The organism is Alsobacter sp. (genome assembly GCF_059501845.1).
This window is the reverse complement of record NZ_JCACDK010000011.1, coordinates 254,335-268,882: the sequence shown is the minus strand read 5'-3', so window position 1 is coordinate 268,882 and position 14,548 is coordinate 254,335. Positions and strand designations below refer to the sequence as shown.

Below are 14,548 nucleotides of genomic sequence, written 5' to 3'. Positions count from 1 at the left end.
GCTCTCGCGCATGGACAAGCACCTCGCCGCGCAGCTCGACTTCGAGGATCCGCGCCCGGTCGAGAGGGGCGAGGCGGAGCCGGCCTTCATCGTCGATGTCGAGGGCTTTGCCGGGCCTCTCGACCTGCTTCTCGAACTGGCGCGGCGGCAGAAGGTCGATCTCGCGAAGATCTCCGTCCTTGCGCTGGTCGACCAGTACCTCGCCTTCATCGAGGAGGCGCGGCGCTTCCGGCTGGAACTGGCTGCCGACTATCTGGTGATGGCGGCATGGCTCGCCTATCTCAAGTCGAGGCTGCTGCTGCCCGAGCCTCCGAAGGGCGAGGAGCCGAGTGCGGAGGAACTCGCCAGCGTGCTCGCCTTTCGGCTGCAGAGACTGGAGGCGATCCGCGCGGCGGCAAAGCTTCTGGCGGAACGGCCGCGGCTCGGGCGGGACATCTTCGCCCGCGGCATGCCAGAGCCGGTCGTCGTGCGCACGACCCCGGACTGGGACGCCTCGCTTCACGACCTGCTCGCCGCCTACGCCGCCGAGCGCCAGAAGCATGCGCTGGCGCGGGTGACGCTGCGTCAGCGGCCCGTGTGGACGCTCGCCGAGGCGCGCGAAGCGTTGCACCGGCTGATCGGAGTGGCGGTGGAGTGGACGGTGCTGGACGACTTTCTCACGCAGTATGTGGTGGAGCCGTCGATGCGGCGCACGGTGAGGGCGTCCGCCTTCGTCGCGACGCTCGAAATGGTGCGGGAAGGCCTGCTCGACGTTCAGCAGGACCGCGCTTTCGCCTCGATCTGGGTCAAGAGCAAGGCCGCGTGATGCAGCGGCGACCATCCGGGACAAGAATATGAACGAGATCCGAAACCTCCGTGCCGCGACGGCGAAGGCCGTGCCGGCCGACTCAGCCGATCTTGGCGGGGCGGATCCGCGGCTCATCGTGGCCCGCCTGCGCGACACGGGCGCCGAGCGTGCGGAGGCCCACGCCCTGGCGGAGGCCTGCCGCATCGCCGAAGCGCTCCTCTTTGCGTCGGCGGAGCCGCTCACGCTGGAATCCATCGCGAGCCGGCTGCCGGGCTCGGTCGCCGCCGTCACGGTGCTCCGCACCCTGCAGCAGGAATACGCGCCGCGCGGCGTGAACCTGATCGAAAGCGCGGGCCGGTGGGCATTCCGCACGGCCGAGGATCTCGGCTGGCTGCTCTCCCGCGAGTCGGTCGAGCCCCGGAAGCTGTCACGGGCCGCGTTGGAGACGTTGTCGATCATCGCTTACCATCAGCCCGTCACACGGGCCGAGATCGAGGAGATCCGCGGCGTCTCGATGAGCCGTGGCACGCTGGACGTGCTGCTGGAAACCGGGTGGGTCCGCCTGCGCGGCCGGCGCCGGACGCCAGGGCGGCCCGTCACCTACGGCACGACGCCGGCGTTCCTCGACCATTTCGGCCTGACGCGCATCGACGACCTGCCCGGCCTCGACGAACTCAAGGGCGCCGGCTTCCTCGACGGGCGCCTGCCGCCCGGCTTCTCCGTGCCGATGCCGTCCGACGACCCTTCGCTGGCTTCCGACGAGGATCCCCTCGGCGAAGACCTCTTCACCGTCCTCCAGGAGGAGGCCGCCGGCGAGCAGCCCGAGCCGCTCGACGGCGAAGACGCCGGCACATGAGGAGTTCCGCCGTGGCGCCGGGTGCGAGACGGTGGGGGCAGCGGGGAACGGTCGGCGCGGCGATACCCGGCCGGCTCGACTTCGACGACGTCTGCCACGCCTACGACGCCCAGGCCGTACTCGCCGGTGTCACCCTTGGCGTAGATCCGGGCGAGGTCGTGTGCCTCCTCGGTCCGTCCGGCTGCGGCAAGACGACACTGCTGCGGCTTGCCGCCGGCGTGGAGAGGCCGCAGGCCGGGCGTATCCTGCTGGACGGCCGCGAGATGGCTGCCGGCTCCGTTTTCGTGCCGCCCGAGGAGCGCGGGATCGGCCTGATGTTCCAGGACTACGCGCTGTTTCCGCATCTCACGGTTATGCAGAACACGCTGTTTGGCCTGCGCGCGCTGTCCGCCTCCGACGCCAGGACGGCGGCGCGGCGGGCGCTCGATCGCGTCGGCATGCTGGGCTACGCGGATGCCTATCCGCACATGCTCTCCGGCGGCGAGCAGCAGCGCGTGGCGCTGGCCCGTGCCGTCGCGCCCCGTCCCGGCGTGATCCTGATGGACGAGCCGTTCTCCAACCTCGACCGCCGGATGCGCGACGCGGTGCGCGAGGAAACGGTGACGCTGCTGCGTGAGATGGGCGCGACGACGCTCATCGTGACGCACGATCCCGAGGAGGCGATGCGCATCAGCGACCGGGTGGCGCTGATGCGCGACGGACGTATCGTCCAGGCCGGTCCGGCTTCGGAGCTGTACGGCCGGCCCGCGGATCTCGCCGCGGCGCGGTTCTTCTGCGACTTCACGGAAGTCGAGGGCCGGGTACGGGCGGGCAGGGTGGAGACGCCGCTCGGGCTCTTCCCGGCGCCGGGCGTGGCGGAAGGCGGCGTAGCTGTCGCCTGCGTTCGCCCGCAAGCCATCCGCTTGCGTGCCGCGGGTTTCTGCCTGCCGGGCCGGGTGGTGTCCCGCCGCTTCCTCGGCGAGCTCGACCTGCTCGAGATCGCGGTGCAGGGTCTGGATGTCCCGGTGCGGGCACGGCTTCGCGGATCGCTGGCCGCGATACCCGGAACCGACGTCGGCGTGGACGTCGATCCCGACGAGGTTCTTGTTTTTGCCGCACCGGACGCCTAGGTTCGCGGCAGATCGATGGTGACGGGACCCGGCTGCGCGCTCGTCCCGGTCTTGGGAGTTGTCGCGATGGGTGGGCTCAGCATCTGGCATTGGATCGTCGTCGGCGCGGTCGTGATGATCTTCTTCGGCCGTGGCAAGGTCTCCGAGCTGATGGGCGACGTGGCCAAGGGCATCAAGGAATTCAAGAAGGGCATGGCCGACGACGACGTCGTCAAGGCTGATCCGGCCGCTCCGGCCGGGCCGGTGAAGTCGATCGAGGACCAGCGCGCCGCAAGCGTGCAGGCCGCGGCCAGCGAGCGCAAGGCGAGCTGACCCGTTCCCGGGGGCTGCCGCGGCGGGTTATTCATCCGCGGCTGATGGGGCGGCGGGGCGTAACGAGCCTGCGCGCGTGATCGGATCGACATGTTCGACCTGGGTTGGAGCGAGATCGTCCTGATCGGGGCCGTGGCGCTCGTCGTCATTGGCCCCAAGGAGCTTCCGAGCGTGCTGCGCTCGGTTGGCCAGACGATCGGCAAGGCGCGGCGGATGGCCTCCGAGTTCCAGGGGCAGTTCCGCGAGGTCCTCCGCGAGGCGGAGATCGAGGAAGCCCGCAAGGCGCTGACGCAAGGCATCGAGGAGGGCCAGTACGGCACCTCCTCCTCGTCCTCGCAGTCGTCGATGACGCCGGAGTACAAGGCGCCGCAGATCCCGATGCCGGATGGATCGGCTCCACCCGCGGCGACGTCGGGGCCCGGCTCGGTCGAGGCGGCAGCGTCTGCAGAACCGGTGCTTCCGGAGCCTCCTCCCGTTCCCGACCTGACCCCCGAGCAGATCCGTGCGGCATTCACGACGTCGCCCGCTCCCGCGGCCGGAGCGGCTCCGGCCGCACAGGTCGCGTCGGGCTCGATGACGCCGGGATCGGTAAGCGCGGCGACAACTCCGGCAGCCGTCGAGCCACCCAAGCGCGCCCGGGCCCGGAAGGCGCCGCCGCCGGTGGAGCAGGCTGCCGCTACCGTGGAAGCCCCGGCACGCAAGCCGCGCAAATCCGTCAATGCCGCGGCTGCCGAAGCTGCGGCGCCCGGTACGGCGCCTGCGCCTGCCGCGCGAACGCCCCGCACAAAGATCGCCGCCTCGGAGCCGAAGGCTGCTCCGACCCGTCCCGCCCGCGTAAAATCTGCGAAGGCAGCGCCGGCCGGCGACACCCCTTCTGTGCCCTCCGTGGCGGATGAGCCCAAGGGCAACGCCTGATGTCGAAGGAGGATATCGACGCCACGAAGGCGCCGCTGCTGGATCACCTGATCGAGCTGCGTGGACGCCTGATCAAGTCGCTGATCAGCTTCGTCGTGCTGTTCTTCGTCTGCTTCTTCTTCGCCAAGCAGATCTACAACATCCTGATCTTCCCCTATGTGCTCGCGGCCGGCGATCCGTCGCACGTGAAGCTGATCTACACGGCGCCGCTGGAGTACCTGTTCACGCAGATCAAGATCGCGATGTTCGGGTCGGCGTTCCTGTCGTTTCCGATCGTCGCCACGCAGATCTACAAGTTCGTGGCGCCCGGCCTTTACAAGAACGAGCGCGACGCCTTCCTGCCCTACCTCGTCGCCACGCCGCTGCTCTTCGTGCTCGGCGCACTTGTCGTGTTTTTCATCGCGATGCCGATCGTGATGAAGTTCTCCATCGGCCAGCAGCAGCTGATCGAAGGGCAGGCGGCCATCGAGCTGCTGCCGAAAGTGAGCGAGTACCTCTCGCTCATCATGACGCTGATCTTCGCCTTCGGCATCACCTTCCAGTTGCCGGTGCTGCTCACGCTTCTGGCACGCGCGGGCTTCATCGACGCGGCCTTCCTGAGGTCGAAGCGGCGCTACGCCATCGTCCTCGTCTTCATCATCGCCGCCGTCCTCACGCCGCCTGATGTAATCAGCCAGCTGGCCCTCGCGCTGCCGACGCTGCTGCTCTACGAGGCGTCGATCTTCGCCGTGCAGATGGTCGAGAAGAACCAGGCGAAGAAGAAGCTGGAAAGCGAGAGCGGGTCTTAGCCGCTTCAAGTCTGGAGGTCGCAAGGGCTCGACCGCGTGGAGGCCTGAGGCGGCGCGACCGGAGCGCGGGTCTTCAGACCCGCAAACCCTCTCGCGCGTCCGAAGACGCGCGGTCCCCATCGCGCCCCCGAACCTTGCGGAGCCGCGGGCGCTCCTCTACCAAGCCGTTGTCATTTCCGCGGGCTGCGGCGCAGCCGATTCCGCGGCGCGACAGAGGACACGGCATGTACGACATCAGGTGGATCCGCGAGAACGCCGCGGCGTTCGACCAGGGGCTCGCGAACCGCGGCGCCGAGCCGCTGTCATCCGGCCTGATCGGTATCGACGACCGCCGCCGCGCTGCCATCCAGAAGGCGCAGTCAGCGCAGGAGCGGCGGAACGCGCTGTCCAAAGAGATCGGCCAGGCCATGGCCGCCAAGGACCAGGCGCGCGCGGACGCGCTGAAGGCCGAGGTCGCGGCGCTGAAGGACACGCTTGCTGCCGCCGAGGCGGAGGAGAAGGCCACCGTCGCCGAGCTGGACGCGGCCCTCGCCGCCATCCCCAACACACCTCTCGACATGGTGCCCGTGGGCAGGGACGAGCACGACAATGTCGAAGCGCGGAAAGTCGGCGAGCCGCGCACGGCCGCGACGATGGGCTTCACGCCGAAGCAGCATTTCGAGGTCGGCGAAGGGCTGGGCCTGATGGACTTCGAGGCGGCGACCCGCATGTCGGGCGCGCGCTTCGTCGTCAACAAGGGCCCGCTGGCGCGGCTGGAGCGTGCGCTCGGCCAGTTCATGCTGGACCTGCATACGGAAGAGCACGGCTACACAGAGGTGAACCCGCCGCTGCTGGTGAAGGACCACGCGATGTTCGGCACCGCGCAGCTGCCGAAGTTCGCGGAGGACCAGTTCAGGGTACTGCCCGACTACTGGCTCATCCCCACCGCCGAGGTCCCTCTCACCAACCTCGTGCGCGACCAGATCGTCGACGAGAAGGCGCTGCCGATGCGCCTTACCGCTTGCACGCCCTGCTTCAGGGCCGAGGCGGGGGCGGCGGGGCGTGACACGCGCGGCATGATCCGCCAGCACCAGTTCACCAAGGTGGAGCTCGTCTCCATCACGACGCCCGAGCAGTCGCTCGCCGAGCACGAGCGGATGACGGCGGCGGCCGAAGAGGTGCTGAAGCGCCTCGGCCTCGCCTACCGCGTCGTCACGCTGTGCACCGGCGACATGGGTTTCGCTTCGCAGAAGACCTACGACATCGAGGTCTGGCTGCCCGGGCAGGACACCTATCGCGAGATCTCGTCCTGCTCCGTCTGCGGCGACTTCCAGGCCAGGCGCATGGACGCGCGCTATCGGCCGGCCGAAGGCAAGGGCACGCGCTTCGTGCACACCCTCAACGGTTCGGGTGTCGCGGTCGGCCGCGCGCTCGTAGCCGTGCTGGAGACCTACCAGAATGCGGATGGGTCGGTGACCGTGCCTGACGCGCTGAGACCCTACATGGGCGGCCTCGCCCGCATCGAGAAGGCAGCCTGATGCGCATCCTGGTCACCAATGACGACGGCATCCATGCGCCGGGCCTGAAGGTCTGCGAGGCCATCGCCCGGGCGCTCACGGACGACGTGTGGGTGGTTGCGCCGGAGACTGACCAGTCGGGTGTCGCGCACTCCCTGTCGCTCAACGATCCGCTCCGCCTGCGCGAGGTGACGCCGCGCCATTTCGCGGTGAAGGGCACGCCGACGGACTGCGTGATCATGGGCGTGCAGCACCTCCTGAAGGACGGCCGGCCCGACCTGGTGCTGTCAGGCGTCAATCGCGGGCAGAACGTGGCGGAGGACGTCACCTATTCCGGCACCGTGGCCGGCGCCATCGAGGCGACGCTGCTCGGCATCCCCGCCATTGCGCTCTCCCAGTGCTATGGCGCGGGCGGGCACAAGGCGATCCGCTGGGCCTGCGGCGAGGCGCATGCGCCCGCGGTCATCAAGAAGATCCTCGAGGAGGGGATCCCTCCGCAGGTGCTGGTCAACATCAACTTCCCCGACTGCGAGCCGGGAGAGGTGCGGGGCGTAGGCGTCGGGGCGCAGGGCCGGCGGACGCAGGACCTGCTCTCCATTGAGGAGCGGGTGGACGGGCGTGGCAACCCGTATTTCTGGATCGGCTTCGGCCGCGGTCGTTACACGCCGGGCAACGGCACCGACCTCGCTGCCATTGCGGACAGGCGGGTCTCGGTGACGCCGCTACGGATCGACCTGACCGACGAGCCGACGCTGACGCGCTACGCCAGCCTGTTCTCGAAACCCTGAGGGGAAGCGGCGGTGCTCGGGGCCCTCGACCAGCAGGCCGCCGAAGCGCGCATCGCCTTTCTCCTCGCACTCCGCCGGAAGGGCCTGCGGGACACCGCCGTGCTGCGCGCATTCGAGACGGTGCCGCGGAGCCGGTTCGCCCCGCACCGCCTGGCCGACCTCGCGCTCAGCGACATCGCGCTCCCGATCGCCTGCGGCCAGTCCACCAACGCGCCTTCCCTGATGGCCGAGATGCTGATCGCGCTCGACCTGCATCCCGGGCACCGCGTGCTGGAGATCGGAACGGGGTCCGGCTACGGCACGGCGCTGCTGGCGCGGCTGGCGGAAGAGGTGGTCTCGGTGGAGCGCTTCCGGTCGCTCGTGGTGGAGGCCTCCGTGAGGCTCGAGTCGCTCGGCGTCTCGAATGCATCCGTGCATCTCGGGGACGGCCATCTCGGCTCACCGGGATCCGGCATGTTCGACAGGATACTCATCGACGCCGCCATCACGGCCCTGCCGGCGCCTCTCCTGTCGCAGCTTTCGCCGGACGGGCGGATCGTGGCCGTGGAGCGCATGGCGGAGGGCTCGTTCCTCGTGCGCTACGGGCGCAGCGGGGCGGGCATGGTGCGTCGCGAAACATTCGGGCGTTTCGCCCTTCCGCCGCTCATGTCAGGGGTCGCAGCAGCCCTGTGACGCACGTCCGGGTAGCAAATTCTTTCCCGCCGCGCCCCGGCTTCTACGATTTCTTAACCCCAACAGGTCATTAATAGAACCTCGCAAGACGGGGTCTATCTCCGCCGGTCCCTGGGTCGAGAGCGGGTTCACATCCATGAGTGAGCGTTCCGGATTTTCTCTGCGTCGGGCGGCTCCTCGCCTGGCTGTCGTGGGCTTGGTCGGGGGACTAGCCGCCGCCTGCAGCTCCGACACGATGCGCTTCGCGGAGAGCCCCTTCACGAACCCGTTCGGCAGTTCGGCCCGGATGGAGCCGCAGACGACGGCGGCGCTTCCGCCCGTCTCCGCTGCACCTGCGGGTTCCGTGCAGTCGCAGCCTCTCGCCGCACCGTCCCCGGTCGCGTCCGCGCCGCTGGCGCCGCCTTCCGCCCAGGCGCCTCGCGCCGTCGCCATGGCTCCGTCCACCGTCCCCGCAGGCCCCGCCGTGCCGCAGCAGAAGGGCTGGACGGCGCAGGGCGGCTCGACGGTCATCCTCGCCGCGGGCGAATCGATCAAGTCGCTGTCCAACCGCTACGGCGTCCCCGAGAGCGCGATTCGCGGTGCCAACGGCCTCGGCACCGGATCGCAGCCCGCCCCGGGCACGCGCATCGTCATCCCGGTCTACCACGCAGCCGACGGCGGCGTTCCGGCTGCAGCCCCCGCTGTCGCCTCCGTGCCCGCGGCGGCGCAGAAGACGCTCGTGTCCGCTGCCGATCCGGCCGCTCCCAAGCATCGCCTGCAGCTGGTGAAGGGCGCGCAGCCCGCCGGCGAAACGACGGCAGCCGCCCCGGTGAAGACTGCCGCTGCTCCCGTCGCCAAGGAGCCCGTGAAGACCGCCAAGGCAGAGCCCGTCAAGACGGAGCCGGTGAAGACCGCCGAGGCTGCGAAGCCGGCCGAGACGAGGTCGGCTGCCGCCAAGCCGGCAAAGACCGCGCCTGCGGCGACCCAGGAGGTCGCTGCTGCGGAGCCGCCGCCGGCCGCCACGCCGATGAAAAGCAACCAGCCTGCGGCCACACCCGTCGACACGGCTGAGACGACCGGTTCGCTCGCCCCGCAGGCGGCGACGGAGAGCGGCGCCCAGTTCCGCTGGCCGGCCCGCGGCCGCGTCATCGCCGGCTTCGGCAAGCAGGGCGGAAACGACGGCATCAACATCTCCCTGCCCGAAGGTACGCCTGTGAAGGCGGCCGAGGGCGGGGTCGTCGCCTATGCCGGCAGCGAGCTGAAGGGCTACGGCAACCTGGTCCTCATCCGCCACGAGAACGGCTGGGTCTCCGCCTACGCCCACAACAGCGAGATCAAGGTGAAGCGCGGCGACACCGTGTCGCGCGGCCAGGTGGTCGCCCTGTCGGGCCAGAGCGGCAACGTCAATGCCCCGCAGCTCCACTTCGAGCTGCGTAAGGGCTCGACCCCCGTCGACCCGATGCCTCACCTGGCGGGACTGTAAAGCTTCCGTCATGCCGGCCGGAGCGTAGCGAAGAGCCGGGACCCGGGTGCCCAGGTCCTTGCGGTCGTCCATCCCGTGTCTGCGGCGCGACGCTTCGCGCCGCATCGCTTAGGGGATGACCGCATCTTCGGCATTGTGGTTTGCCGGTTCGGCCATCGCCACAAGCTTTCAGTGCTCCTTGCCATCATCCGCGGAGTCTGCGATGGACCCCGGATGACCGACTGCTCCCCCGCCATGACCCTCGAGGACGTGCTCGCCGAGTTCCGCTCGGCCGGGGCCCTGCTCGAAGGGCACTTCATCCTCTCGTCGGGTCTGCACAGCCCCGTTTTCCTGCAGAAGATGTTCATCTTCCAGGACCCCGTGCGAACGGAGAAACTGTGCGCCGCGCTGGCCAGGCTGGTGCGCGACCTGTTCGGCGCCATCGACGTCGTGGTCTCCCCAGCCGTCGGCGGCATCGTTCCCGGCTATGAGACGGCCCGGCAGCTCGGCTGCCGTGGGATCTTCGTCGAACGCGAGGAAGGCCGTTTCCGGTTGCGCCGCGGCTTCGAGATCGGCAAGGCGGACCGTGTGCTGATGGTGGAGGACATCGTCACCACGGGCCTGTCGTCGCGGGAGTGCCTCGAAGCCATCCGCGAGGCCGGCGGCTCTGTCGTCGGGGCGGCCTGCCTCATCGACAGGTCGGGCGGCAAGGCGGATCTCGGCGTGCCGCTGGTCAGCCTCGCCCAGCTCGACATCCCGGCCTATCCGGCCGACCGGCTTCCGCCCGACCTCGCCGCGATTCCCGCGACGAAGCCTGGAAGCCGCAATCTGAAGGCCTGAAGACGATGACAAGCCGGATCCGCCTCGGCATCAATGTCGACCACGTCGCCACGCTGCGCAACGCGCGCGGCGGAACACGGCCGGACCCGGTTCGCGCGGCCCTGCTCGCCATCGATGCGGGGGCGGACGGCATCACGGCCCACCTGCGCGAGGACCGCAGGCACATCCGCGATGGCGACATGGCTGCCCTGAAGGAGCGCCTGACCAAGCCGCTCAACTTCGAAATGGCCGCGACGCCTGAAATGCTCGACATCGCGCTGCGCATCCGCCCGCATGCCGTCTGCCTCGTGCCGGAGAAGCGCGAGGAGCGTACCACCGAGGGCGGACTCGATGTCGTCGGCGGTCGAGAGCACCTGGCTCCGTTCGTGGAGAAGCTGACGGCCGCCGGTGTTCGCGTGTCGCTGTTCATCGAGCCGGACGAGAAGGCCCTCGACATGGCCGTCAGGCTGGGCGCTCCCGTCGTGGAGCTGCACACCGGCACATGGTGCGAGGCTGTCGAGCACGGGCATGCCGAAAAGGCGAAAGCCGAGCACGCGAGGCTCCTGCGCGGGGCGGCACACGGCCACGCCGCGGGGCTCGAGGTCCACGCCGGCCACGGCCTCGACTACGAGACGGCTGAGATCCTGGCCGCCTGCCCGGAGTTCGTCGAGTTCAACATCGGTCATTTCCTCGTCGGCGAGGCCGTGTTCGTCGGCTTTGCCCAGTCGATCGCGCGCATGCGCGAGGCGATGGACAAGGGGCGCGCCGGCGCGGGCCGATGATCGTCGGGATCGGCAGTGACCTCTGCGACATCACGCGCGTCGCGCGCGTGCTGGAGCGATTTCCCAAGCGCTTCGTGGAGCGGGTCTTCACCGCCGAGGAGCGCCGCAAGTCGGACCGTCGAGCGCAGCGCGCCGCATCCTACGCGAAGCGGTTTGCCGCCAAGGAGGCGTGCGCCAAGGCTCTCGGCACCGGTTTCAGCCGTGGCGTGTTCCTGAAGGACATCGGCGTCGTCAACCTGCCGTCAGGTGCGCCGACGCTGCAGCTGACGGGGGGCGCGGCGAAACGGCTGGCCGCCATCGTGCCCGCCGGGCACGCGCCCGTGATCCATCTGACGCTGACCGACGACCATCCGCTCGCCCAGGCGTTCGTCGTGATTGAGGCGCGCCCGGCCGCCGGGCCGTGAAAGCCTTGCCGGCGCCGCGTGGCGTGAATTGCCACGCGTCTGCGCGGGCATTATACCCGCTGCCGGGCCGGGGCGGACCTCCCGCCGTTACGGCGGCGCGGTCGCATGAGGACGTGCCATGACGGAGCAGCGCAGCGTGGCGGACACAAGCAAGAAGTCCGAGGAGGGCGGCTTTCGCGAGACCCTCAAGGTCATAGTCCAGGCGCTGCTGATCGCGGTCGTGGTCCGGACATTTCTCTTCCAGCCGTTCAACATCCCGTCGGGTTCGCTGATCCCGACGCTTCTGATCGGCGATTACCTGTTCGTCTCCAAGTACTCCTACGGCTACTCGGTCTTTTCGCTGCCGTTCGGCTCGCAGATCGACGATGCCACCGGCCACGCGCTGAGCGGCCGGGTGTGGGCGGCGGAGCCGCAACGGGGCGACATCGCCGTCTTCAAGCTGCCGCGCGACAGTTCGGTCGACTACATCAAGCGCGTCATCGGCCTGCCCGGCGACAAGATCCAGATGCTGGACGGCGTCCTTCACATCAATGGCGAGGCCGTGAAGAAGGAGGAGATCCGCCGCGAGCCCATCAACATGGGCGCGGAGCAGATGGACACCGTAATCTACTATCGCGAGACGCTGCCGAACGGCGTGAGCTACACGATCCAGGAGTTCTCCCGCTTCCACAGCGAACTCTCGCGCAACACCGCCGTCTACCAGGTGCCGCCCGGAAACTTCTTCATGATGGGCGACAACCGGGACAACTCCTCCGACTCGCGCGAGCCGCGTGATCGTGGCGTCGGTTACGTGCCCTACCGCAACTTCGTCGGCCGGGCCGAGGTGATCTTCTTCTCCATCGACAACCCGGACGGATACGCCTGGCAGGTCTGGGAATGGCCGTGGACCGTGCGCTGGAGCAGGCTGTTCAAGACCGTCCACTGATGGCGAGACGCAGGCCGGACATCTCCGAGCTCGAAGAGGCGATCGGCCACCGCTTCACCGACCGTGGCCCCCTGGAGCGGGCTCTCACCCATATCAGCGCGCTGCCGGGCACGCCGGCCGATGGCCCGCACTACCAGCGTCTCGAGTTCCTCGGAGACCGGGTGCTGGGCCTCGCCGTCGCATCGCTGCTCTACCGCACCTTTCCCGCCGCCAGCGAGGGGGAGCTGTCGCGCCGGCTTGCCCATTTGGTGCGCCGCGAGACCTGTGCCGAGGTTGCAGCGGCCTGGAACATCGGGCCGCATATCCGGCTCGGCATCGGGGAAATGCAGTCGGGCCTTCGCAAGAAGGAGGCGATCCTTGCCGATGTCTGCGAATCGGTGATCGCTGCCGTCTACCTCGATGCCGGCTTCCAGGCCGCGTCGGACCTCGTGGAGCGCGGGTTCGGGCCGAAGATGTCGGAGCCGGGGCGTTCCGTGCGCGACGCCAAGTCCGCGCTGCAGGAATGGGCACTTTCGCTGGCGCTTCCCGCGCCGATCTACCGGGAGGTGGAGCGCTCCGGGCCGGACCATGCTCCCGTTTTCCGCATTGCCGCGGTGGTGCAGGGCTATGATCCATGCGAGGCGGTGGGCCGTTCGAAGCGGCTGGCGGAGCAGGCGGCGGCCATCGGTTTCATCCGGCGTGAGCGCCTGAACGTGGAGACTCAGCCGTGACCGATGTCCAGCATGCCGAGGAAGCGCCGACCCGCTGCGGCTACGTCGCCCTGATCGGCGCTCCCAATGCCGGCAAGTCGACGCTGGTGAATGCGCTGGTCGGAGCGAAAGTCTCCATCGTGTCCCGCAAGGTCCAGACCACGCGGGCAGTCGTCCGTGGCATTGCAATGGAGGATCGCACGCAGATCGTCTTCGTCGACACGCCGGGCATCTTTGCCCCCAAGCGGCGCCTGGAGCGGGCGATGGTGATCTCCGCCTGGGGTGGAGCTGCCGATGCCGACGTGATCGCGCTCCTCGTCGATGCACGGCGCGGCCCGGACGAGGAGACGGACGCCATCATCAAGCGCCTGGGCGAGCTGAAGCAGCCCAAGGTGCTCGTTCTCACCAAGGTCGACACGGTCGAGCGCCCCAGCCTTCTCAAGCTGGCGCAGGACCTGAACGAAAGGACGCAGTTCGCCGAGACCTTCATGGTCGCGGCGATCTCGGACGACGGCGTCGCCACGATGCGGGCGCGGCTGGCGGCGAGGATGCCGGAGGGCCCCTGGCTCTATCCGGAGGACCAGGTTTCCGATGCTCCGCTGCGCATGCTCGCGGCCGAGATCACCCGCGAAAAGCTGTTCGAGCGGCTCCACGACGAACTGCCATACCAGTCGACGGTCGAGACCGACTCCTGGACGACGAAGAAGGACGGCTCGGCTCGTGTCGAGCAGACGATCTTCGTCGCGCGCGAGAGCCAGCGGAAGATCGTGCTCGGCAAGGGTGGCCAGACCATCCGCGCCATCGGCGAAACGGCGCGCAAGGAAATCGCGGAGGCCGCGGAGACAACCATCCACCTCTTCCTGTTCGTCAAGGTGCGCGAGGACTGGGCCGACGACCCGGCCCGCTACCGCGAGATGGGACTGGAATTCCCGAAGAACTGAGCTGAATGTCCGGCTCCGATTGTCGTGAGCCACGCTGCAAGCGCAATGTCATCCCGGGCGGCTGCGCTGGGAGGTTGAAATCACGTGGAGTGGCGCGACGAGGCGATCGTCATCGGGGCGAAGCGGCACGGCGAAACGTCCGTGATCCTCGAGCTGATGACGCGTGAGCGCGGCCGCCATCTCGGGCTCGTCCGGGGCGGGCGCTCGCGGCGCCTGCAGCCGGTCCTTCAGGCCGGCAACGAGGTCGAGGCCCACTGGCGCGCGCGGCTGGACGAGCAGCTCGGGACATTTCAGGTCGAAGCAACGCGGCTGCGCGCGGCGGGGCTCATCGGATCCCCCGCCGCGCTCTATGGCCTGTCCAGCGTCGCGGCCCTGCTTCGCCTGCTGCCGGAGCGCGATCCTCATCCCGCCTTGTACGAGACCTTCGGCATCGTCGCGGAAGCGCTGCACGACCCCACCCATGCCGCCGCACTGGTGGTGCGCTTCGAGCTGGCCCTGCTGGGCGAACTCGGCTTCGGGCTGGACATCTCCGCCTGCGCGGTCACGGGCGCGACGGACGGTCTTGTCTACGTCTCGCCCCGCAGCGGGAGAGCGGTTTCGGCCGAGGGAGCCGGGCCCTATGCGGAGAGGCTGCTGCCCTTGCCGCCCTTCCTGCGGGGGGAGGGACGCGGTTCCTACCCGACCCCGTCCGAGGTGGCAGACGGCTTCCGGCTGACCGGCTACTTCCTGGAAAGGCATGTCTTCGGCCCGAGGTCGGTGCCGCCGCCGCAGACGCGCGACAGCTACATCGCCGCCGTGACCGCCCCGGCCCCTTGAGGCGTCGG

General features: G+C 69.1%; 17 protein-coding genes. All 17 read left to right on the top strand.

The annotated features are described in order from the left end of the window. Positions 1 to 10: 10 nt before the first annotated feature. The 17 genes from AC5JCN_RS08740 (at position 11) to recO (ending at position 14,540) form a co-directional block, all read left to right on the top strand. Positions 11 to 805 (top strand): segregation and condensation protein A, encoded by a 795-nt coding sequence (locus AC5JCN_RS08740; RefSeq protein WP_495754648.1) that lies wholly within the window; start codon positions 11 to 13, stop codon positions 803 to 805. A gap of 28 nt (positions 806 to 833) precedes the next feature. Continuing rightward, positions 834 to 1,643, top strand: coding sequence for an SMC-Scp complex subunit ScpB (gene scpB, locus AC5JCN_RS08735; protein WP_495754647.1), 810 nt, complete (start codon positions 834 to 836; stop codon positions 1,641 to 1,643). Further along, positions 1,640 to 2,752 carry an ABC transporter ATP-binding protein gene (locus tag AC5JCN_RS08730; protein ID WP_495754646.1) on the top strand — a complete coding sequence of 371 codons (1,113 nt, stop codon included), beginning with the start codon at positions 1,640 to 1,642 and terminating at the stop codon, positions 2,750 to 2,752. The genes scpB and AC5JCN_RS08730 overlap by 4 nt, the downstream gene beginning before the upstream one ends. 66 nt (positions 2,753 to 2,818) lie before the next feature. Beyond that, entirely contained in the window at positions 2,819 to 3,064 is a 246-nt protein-coding gene (locus AC5JCN_RS08725) for a twin-arginine translocase TatA/TatE family subunit (protein WP_495754645.1), read from the top strand. A gap of 90 nt (positions 3,065 to 3,154) precedes the next feature. Then, positions 3,155 to 3,979, top strand: a complete 825-nt coding sequence (tatB, locus tag AC5JCN_RS08720; RefSeq protein WP_495754644.1) for a Sec-independent protein translocase protein TatB — start codon at positions 3,155 to 3,157, stop codon at positions 3,977 to 3,979. Continuing rightward, positions 3,979 to 4,767: a twin-arginine translocase subunit TatC gene (gene tatC, locus AC5JCN_RS08715; RefSeq protein ID WP_495754643.1), complete on the top strand. Its 789-nt coding sequence runs from the start codon at positions 3,979 to 3,981 to the stop codon at positions 4,765 to 4,767. The genes tatB and tatC overlap by 1 nt, the downstream gene beginning before the upstream one ends. 224 nt (positions 4,768 to 4,991) lie before the next feature. After that, positions 4,992 to 6,284, top strand: a complete 1,293-nt coding sequence (gene serS, locus AC5JCN_RS08710) for a serine--tRNA ligase (protein WP_495754642.1) — start codon at positions 4,992 to 4,994, stop codon at positions 6,282 to 6,284. Further along, a complete protein-coding gene (surE, locus tag AC5JCN_RS08705; protein WP_495754641.1) occupies positions 6,284 to 7,051 on the top strand; it encodes a 5'/3'-nucleotidase SurE in 768 nt (255 codons plus the stop codon). The genes serS and surE overlap by 1 nt, the downstream gene beginning before the upstream one ends. A gap of 12 nt (positions 7,052 to 7,063) precedes the next feature. Then, positions 7,064 to 7,723: a protein-L-isoaspartate(D-aspartate) O-methyltransferase gene (locus AC5JCN_RS08700; RefSeq protein ID WP_495754640.1), complete on the top strand. Its 660-nt coding sequence runs from the start codon at positions 7,064 to 7,066 to the stop codon at positions 7,721 to 7,723. A gap of 235 nt (positions 7,724 to 7,958) precedes the next feature. Beyond that, positions 7,959 to 9,185: a peptidoglycan DD-metalloendopeptidase family protein gene (locus tag AC5JCN_RS08695; protein WP_495754639.1), complete on the top strand. Its 1,227-nt coding sequence runs from the start codon at positions 7,959 to 7,961 to the stop codon at positions 9,183 to 9,185. A gap of 234 nt (positions 9,186 to 9,419) precedes the next feature. After that, positions 9,420 to 10,004 carry an orotate phosphoribosyltransferase gene (pyrE, locus tag AC5JCN_RS08690; RefSeq protein ID WP_495754951.1) on the top strand — a complete coding sequence of 195 codons (585 nt, stop codon included), beginning with the start codon at positions 9,420 to 9,422 and terminating at the stop codon, positions 10,002 to 10,004. 5 nt (positions 10,005 to 10,009) lie between these two features. Then, a complete protein-coding gene (locus AC5JCN_RS08685; protein ID WP_495754638.1) occupies positions 10,010 to 10,765 on the top strand; it encodes a pyridoxine 5'-phosphate synthase in 756 nt (251 codons plus the stop codon). Continuing rightward, a complete protein-coding gene (acpS, locus tag AC5JCN_RS08680; protein WP_495754637.1) occupies positions 10,762 to 11,169 on the top strand; it encodes a holo-ACP synthase in 408 nt (135 codons plus the stop codon). The genes AC5JCN_RS08685 and acpS overlap by 4 nt, the downstream gene beginning before the upstream one ends. A 118-nt stretch (positions 11,170 to 11,287) precedes the next feature. Beyond that, entirely contained in the window at positions 11,288 to 12,094 is an 807-nt protein-coding gene (gene lepB, locus AC5JCN_RS08675) for a signal peptidase I (protein ID WP_495754636.1), read from the top strand. After that, positions 12,094 to 12,804, top strand: a complete 711-nt coding sequence (gene rnc, locus AC5JCN_RS08670; protein WP_495754635.1) for a ribonuclease III — start codon at positions 12,094 to 12,096, stop codon at positions 12,802 to 12,804. The genes lepB and rnc overlap by 1 nt, the downstream gene beginning before the upstream one ends. Beyond that, positions 12,801 to 13,724: a GTPase Era gene (gene era / locus AC5JCN_RS08665; RefSeq protein ID WP_495754634.1), complete on the top strand. Its 924-nt coding sequence runs from the start codon at positions 12,801 to 12,803 to the stop codon at positions 13,722 to 13,724. The genes rnc and era overlap by 4 nt, the downstream gene beginning before the upstream one ends. Before the next feature lie 84 nt (positions 13,725 to 13,808). Then, a complete protein-coding gene (recO, locus tag AC5JCN_RS08660; protein WP_495754633.1) occupies positions 13,809 to 14,540 on the top strand; it encodes a DNA repair protein RecO in 732 nt (243 codons plus the stop codon). The last annotated feature ends 8 nt before the right edge of the window (positions 14,541 to 14,548 follow it).

Coding starts and splice junctions, on each gene's coding strand:
- AC5JCN_RS08685 (WP_495754638.1), top strand. CDS start 10,010: ATGACAAGCCGGATCCGCCTCGGCATCAATGTCGACCACGTCGCCACG.
- surE (WP_495754641.1), top strand. CDS start 6,284: ATGCGCATCCTGGTCACCAATGACGACGGCATCCATGCGCCGGGCCTG.
- AC5JCN_RS08725 (WP_495754645.1), top strand. CDS start 2,819: ATGGGTGGGCTCAGCATCTGGCATTGGATCGTCGTCGGCGCGGTCGTG.
- lepB (WP_495754636.1), top strand. CDS start 11,288: ATGACGGAGCAGCGCAGCGTGGCGGACACAAGCAAGAAGTCCGAGGAG.
- rnc (WP_495754635.1), top strand. CDS start 12,094: ATGGCGAGACGCAGGCCGGACATCTCCGAGCTCGAAGAGGCGATCGGC.
- tatB (WP_495754644.1), top strand. CDS start 3,155: ATGTTCGACCTGGGTTGGAGCGAGATCGTCCTGATCGGGGCCGTGGCG.
- pyrE (WP_495754951.1), top strand. CDS start 9,420: ATGACCCTCGAGGACGTGCTCGCCGAGTTCCGCTCGGCCGGGGCCCTG.
- AC5JCN_RS08740 (WP_495754648.1), top strand. CDS start 11: ATGGACAAGCACCTCGCCGCGCAGCTCGACTTCGAGGATCCGCGCCCG.
- acpS (WP_495754637.1), top strand. CDS start 10,762: ATGATCGTCGGGATCGGCAGTGACCTCTGCGACATCACGCGCGTCGCG.
- scpB (WP_495754647.1), top strand. CDS start 834: ATGAACGAGATCCGAAACCTCCGTGCCGCGACGGCGAAGGCCGTGCCG.
- AC5JCN_RS08695 (WP_495754639.1), top strand. CDS start 7,959: ATGCGCTTCGCGGAGAGCCCCTTCACGAACCCGTTCGGCAGTTCGGCC.
- AC5JCN_RS08730 (WP_495754646.1), top strand. CDS start 1,640: ATGAGGAGTTCCGCCGTGGCGCCGGGTGCGAGACGGTGGGGGCAGCGG.
- tatC (WP_495754643.1), top strand. CDS start 3,979: ATGTCGAAGGAGGATATCGACGCCACGAAGGCGCCGCTGCTGGATCAC.
- serS (WP_495754642.1), top strand. CDS start 4,992: ATGTACGACATCAGGTGGATCCGCGAGAACGCCGCGGCGTTCGACCAG.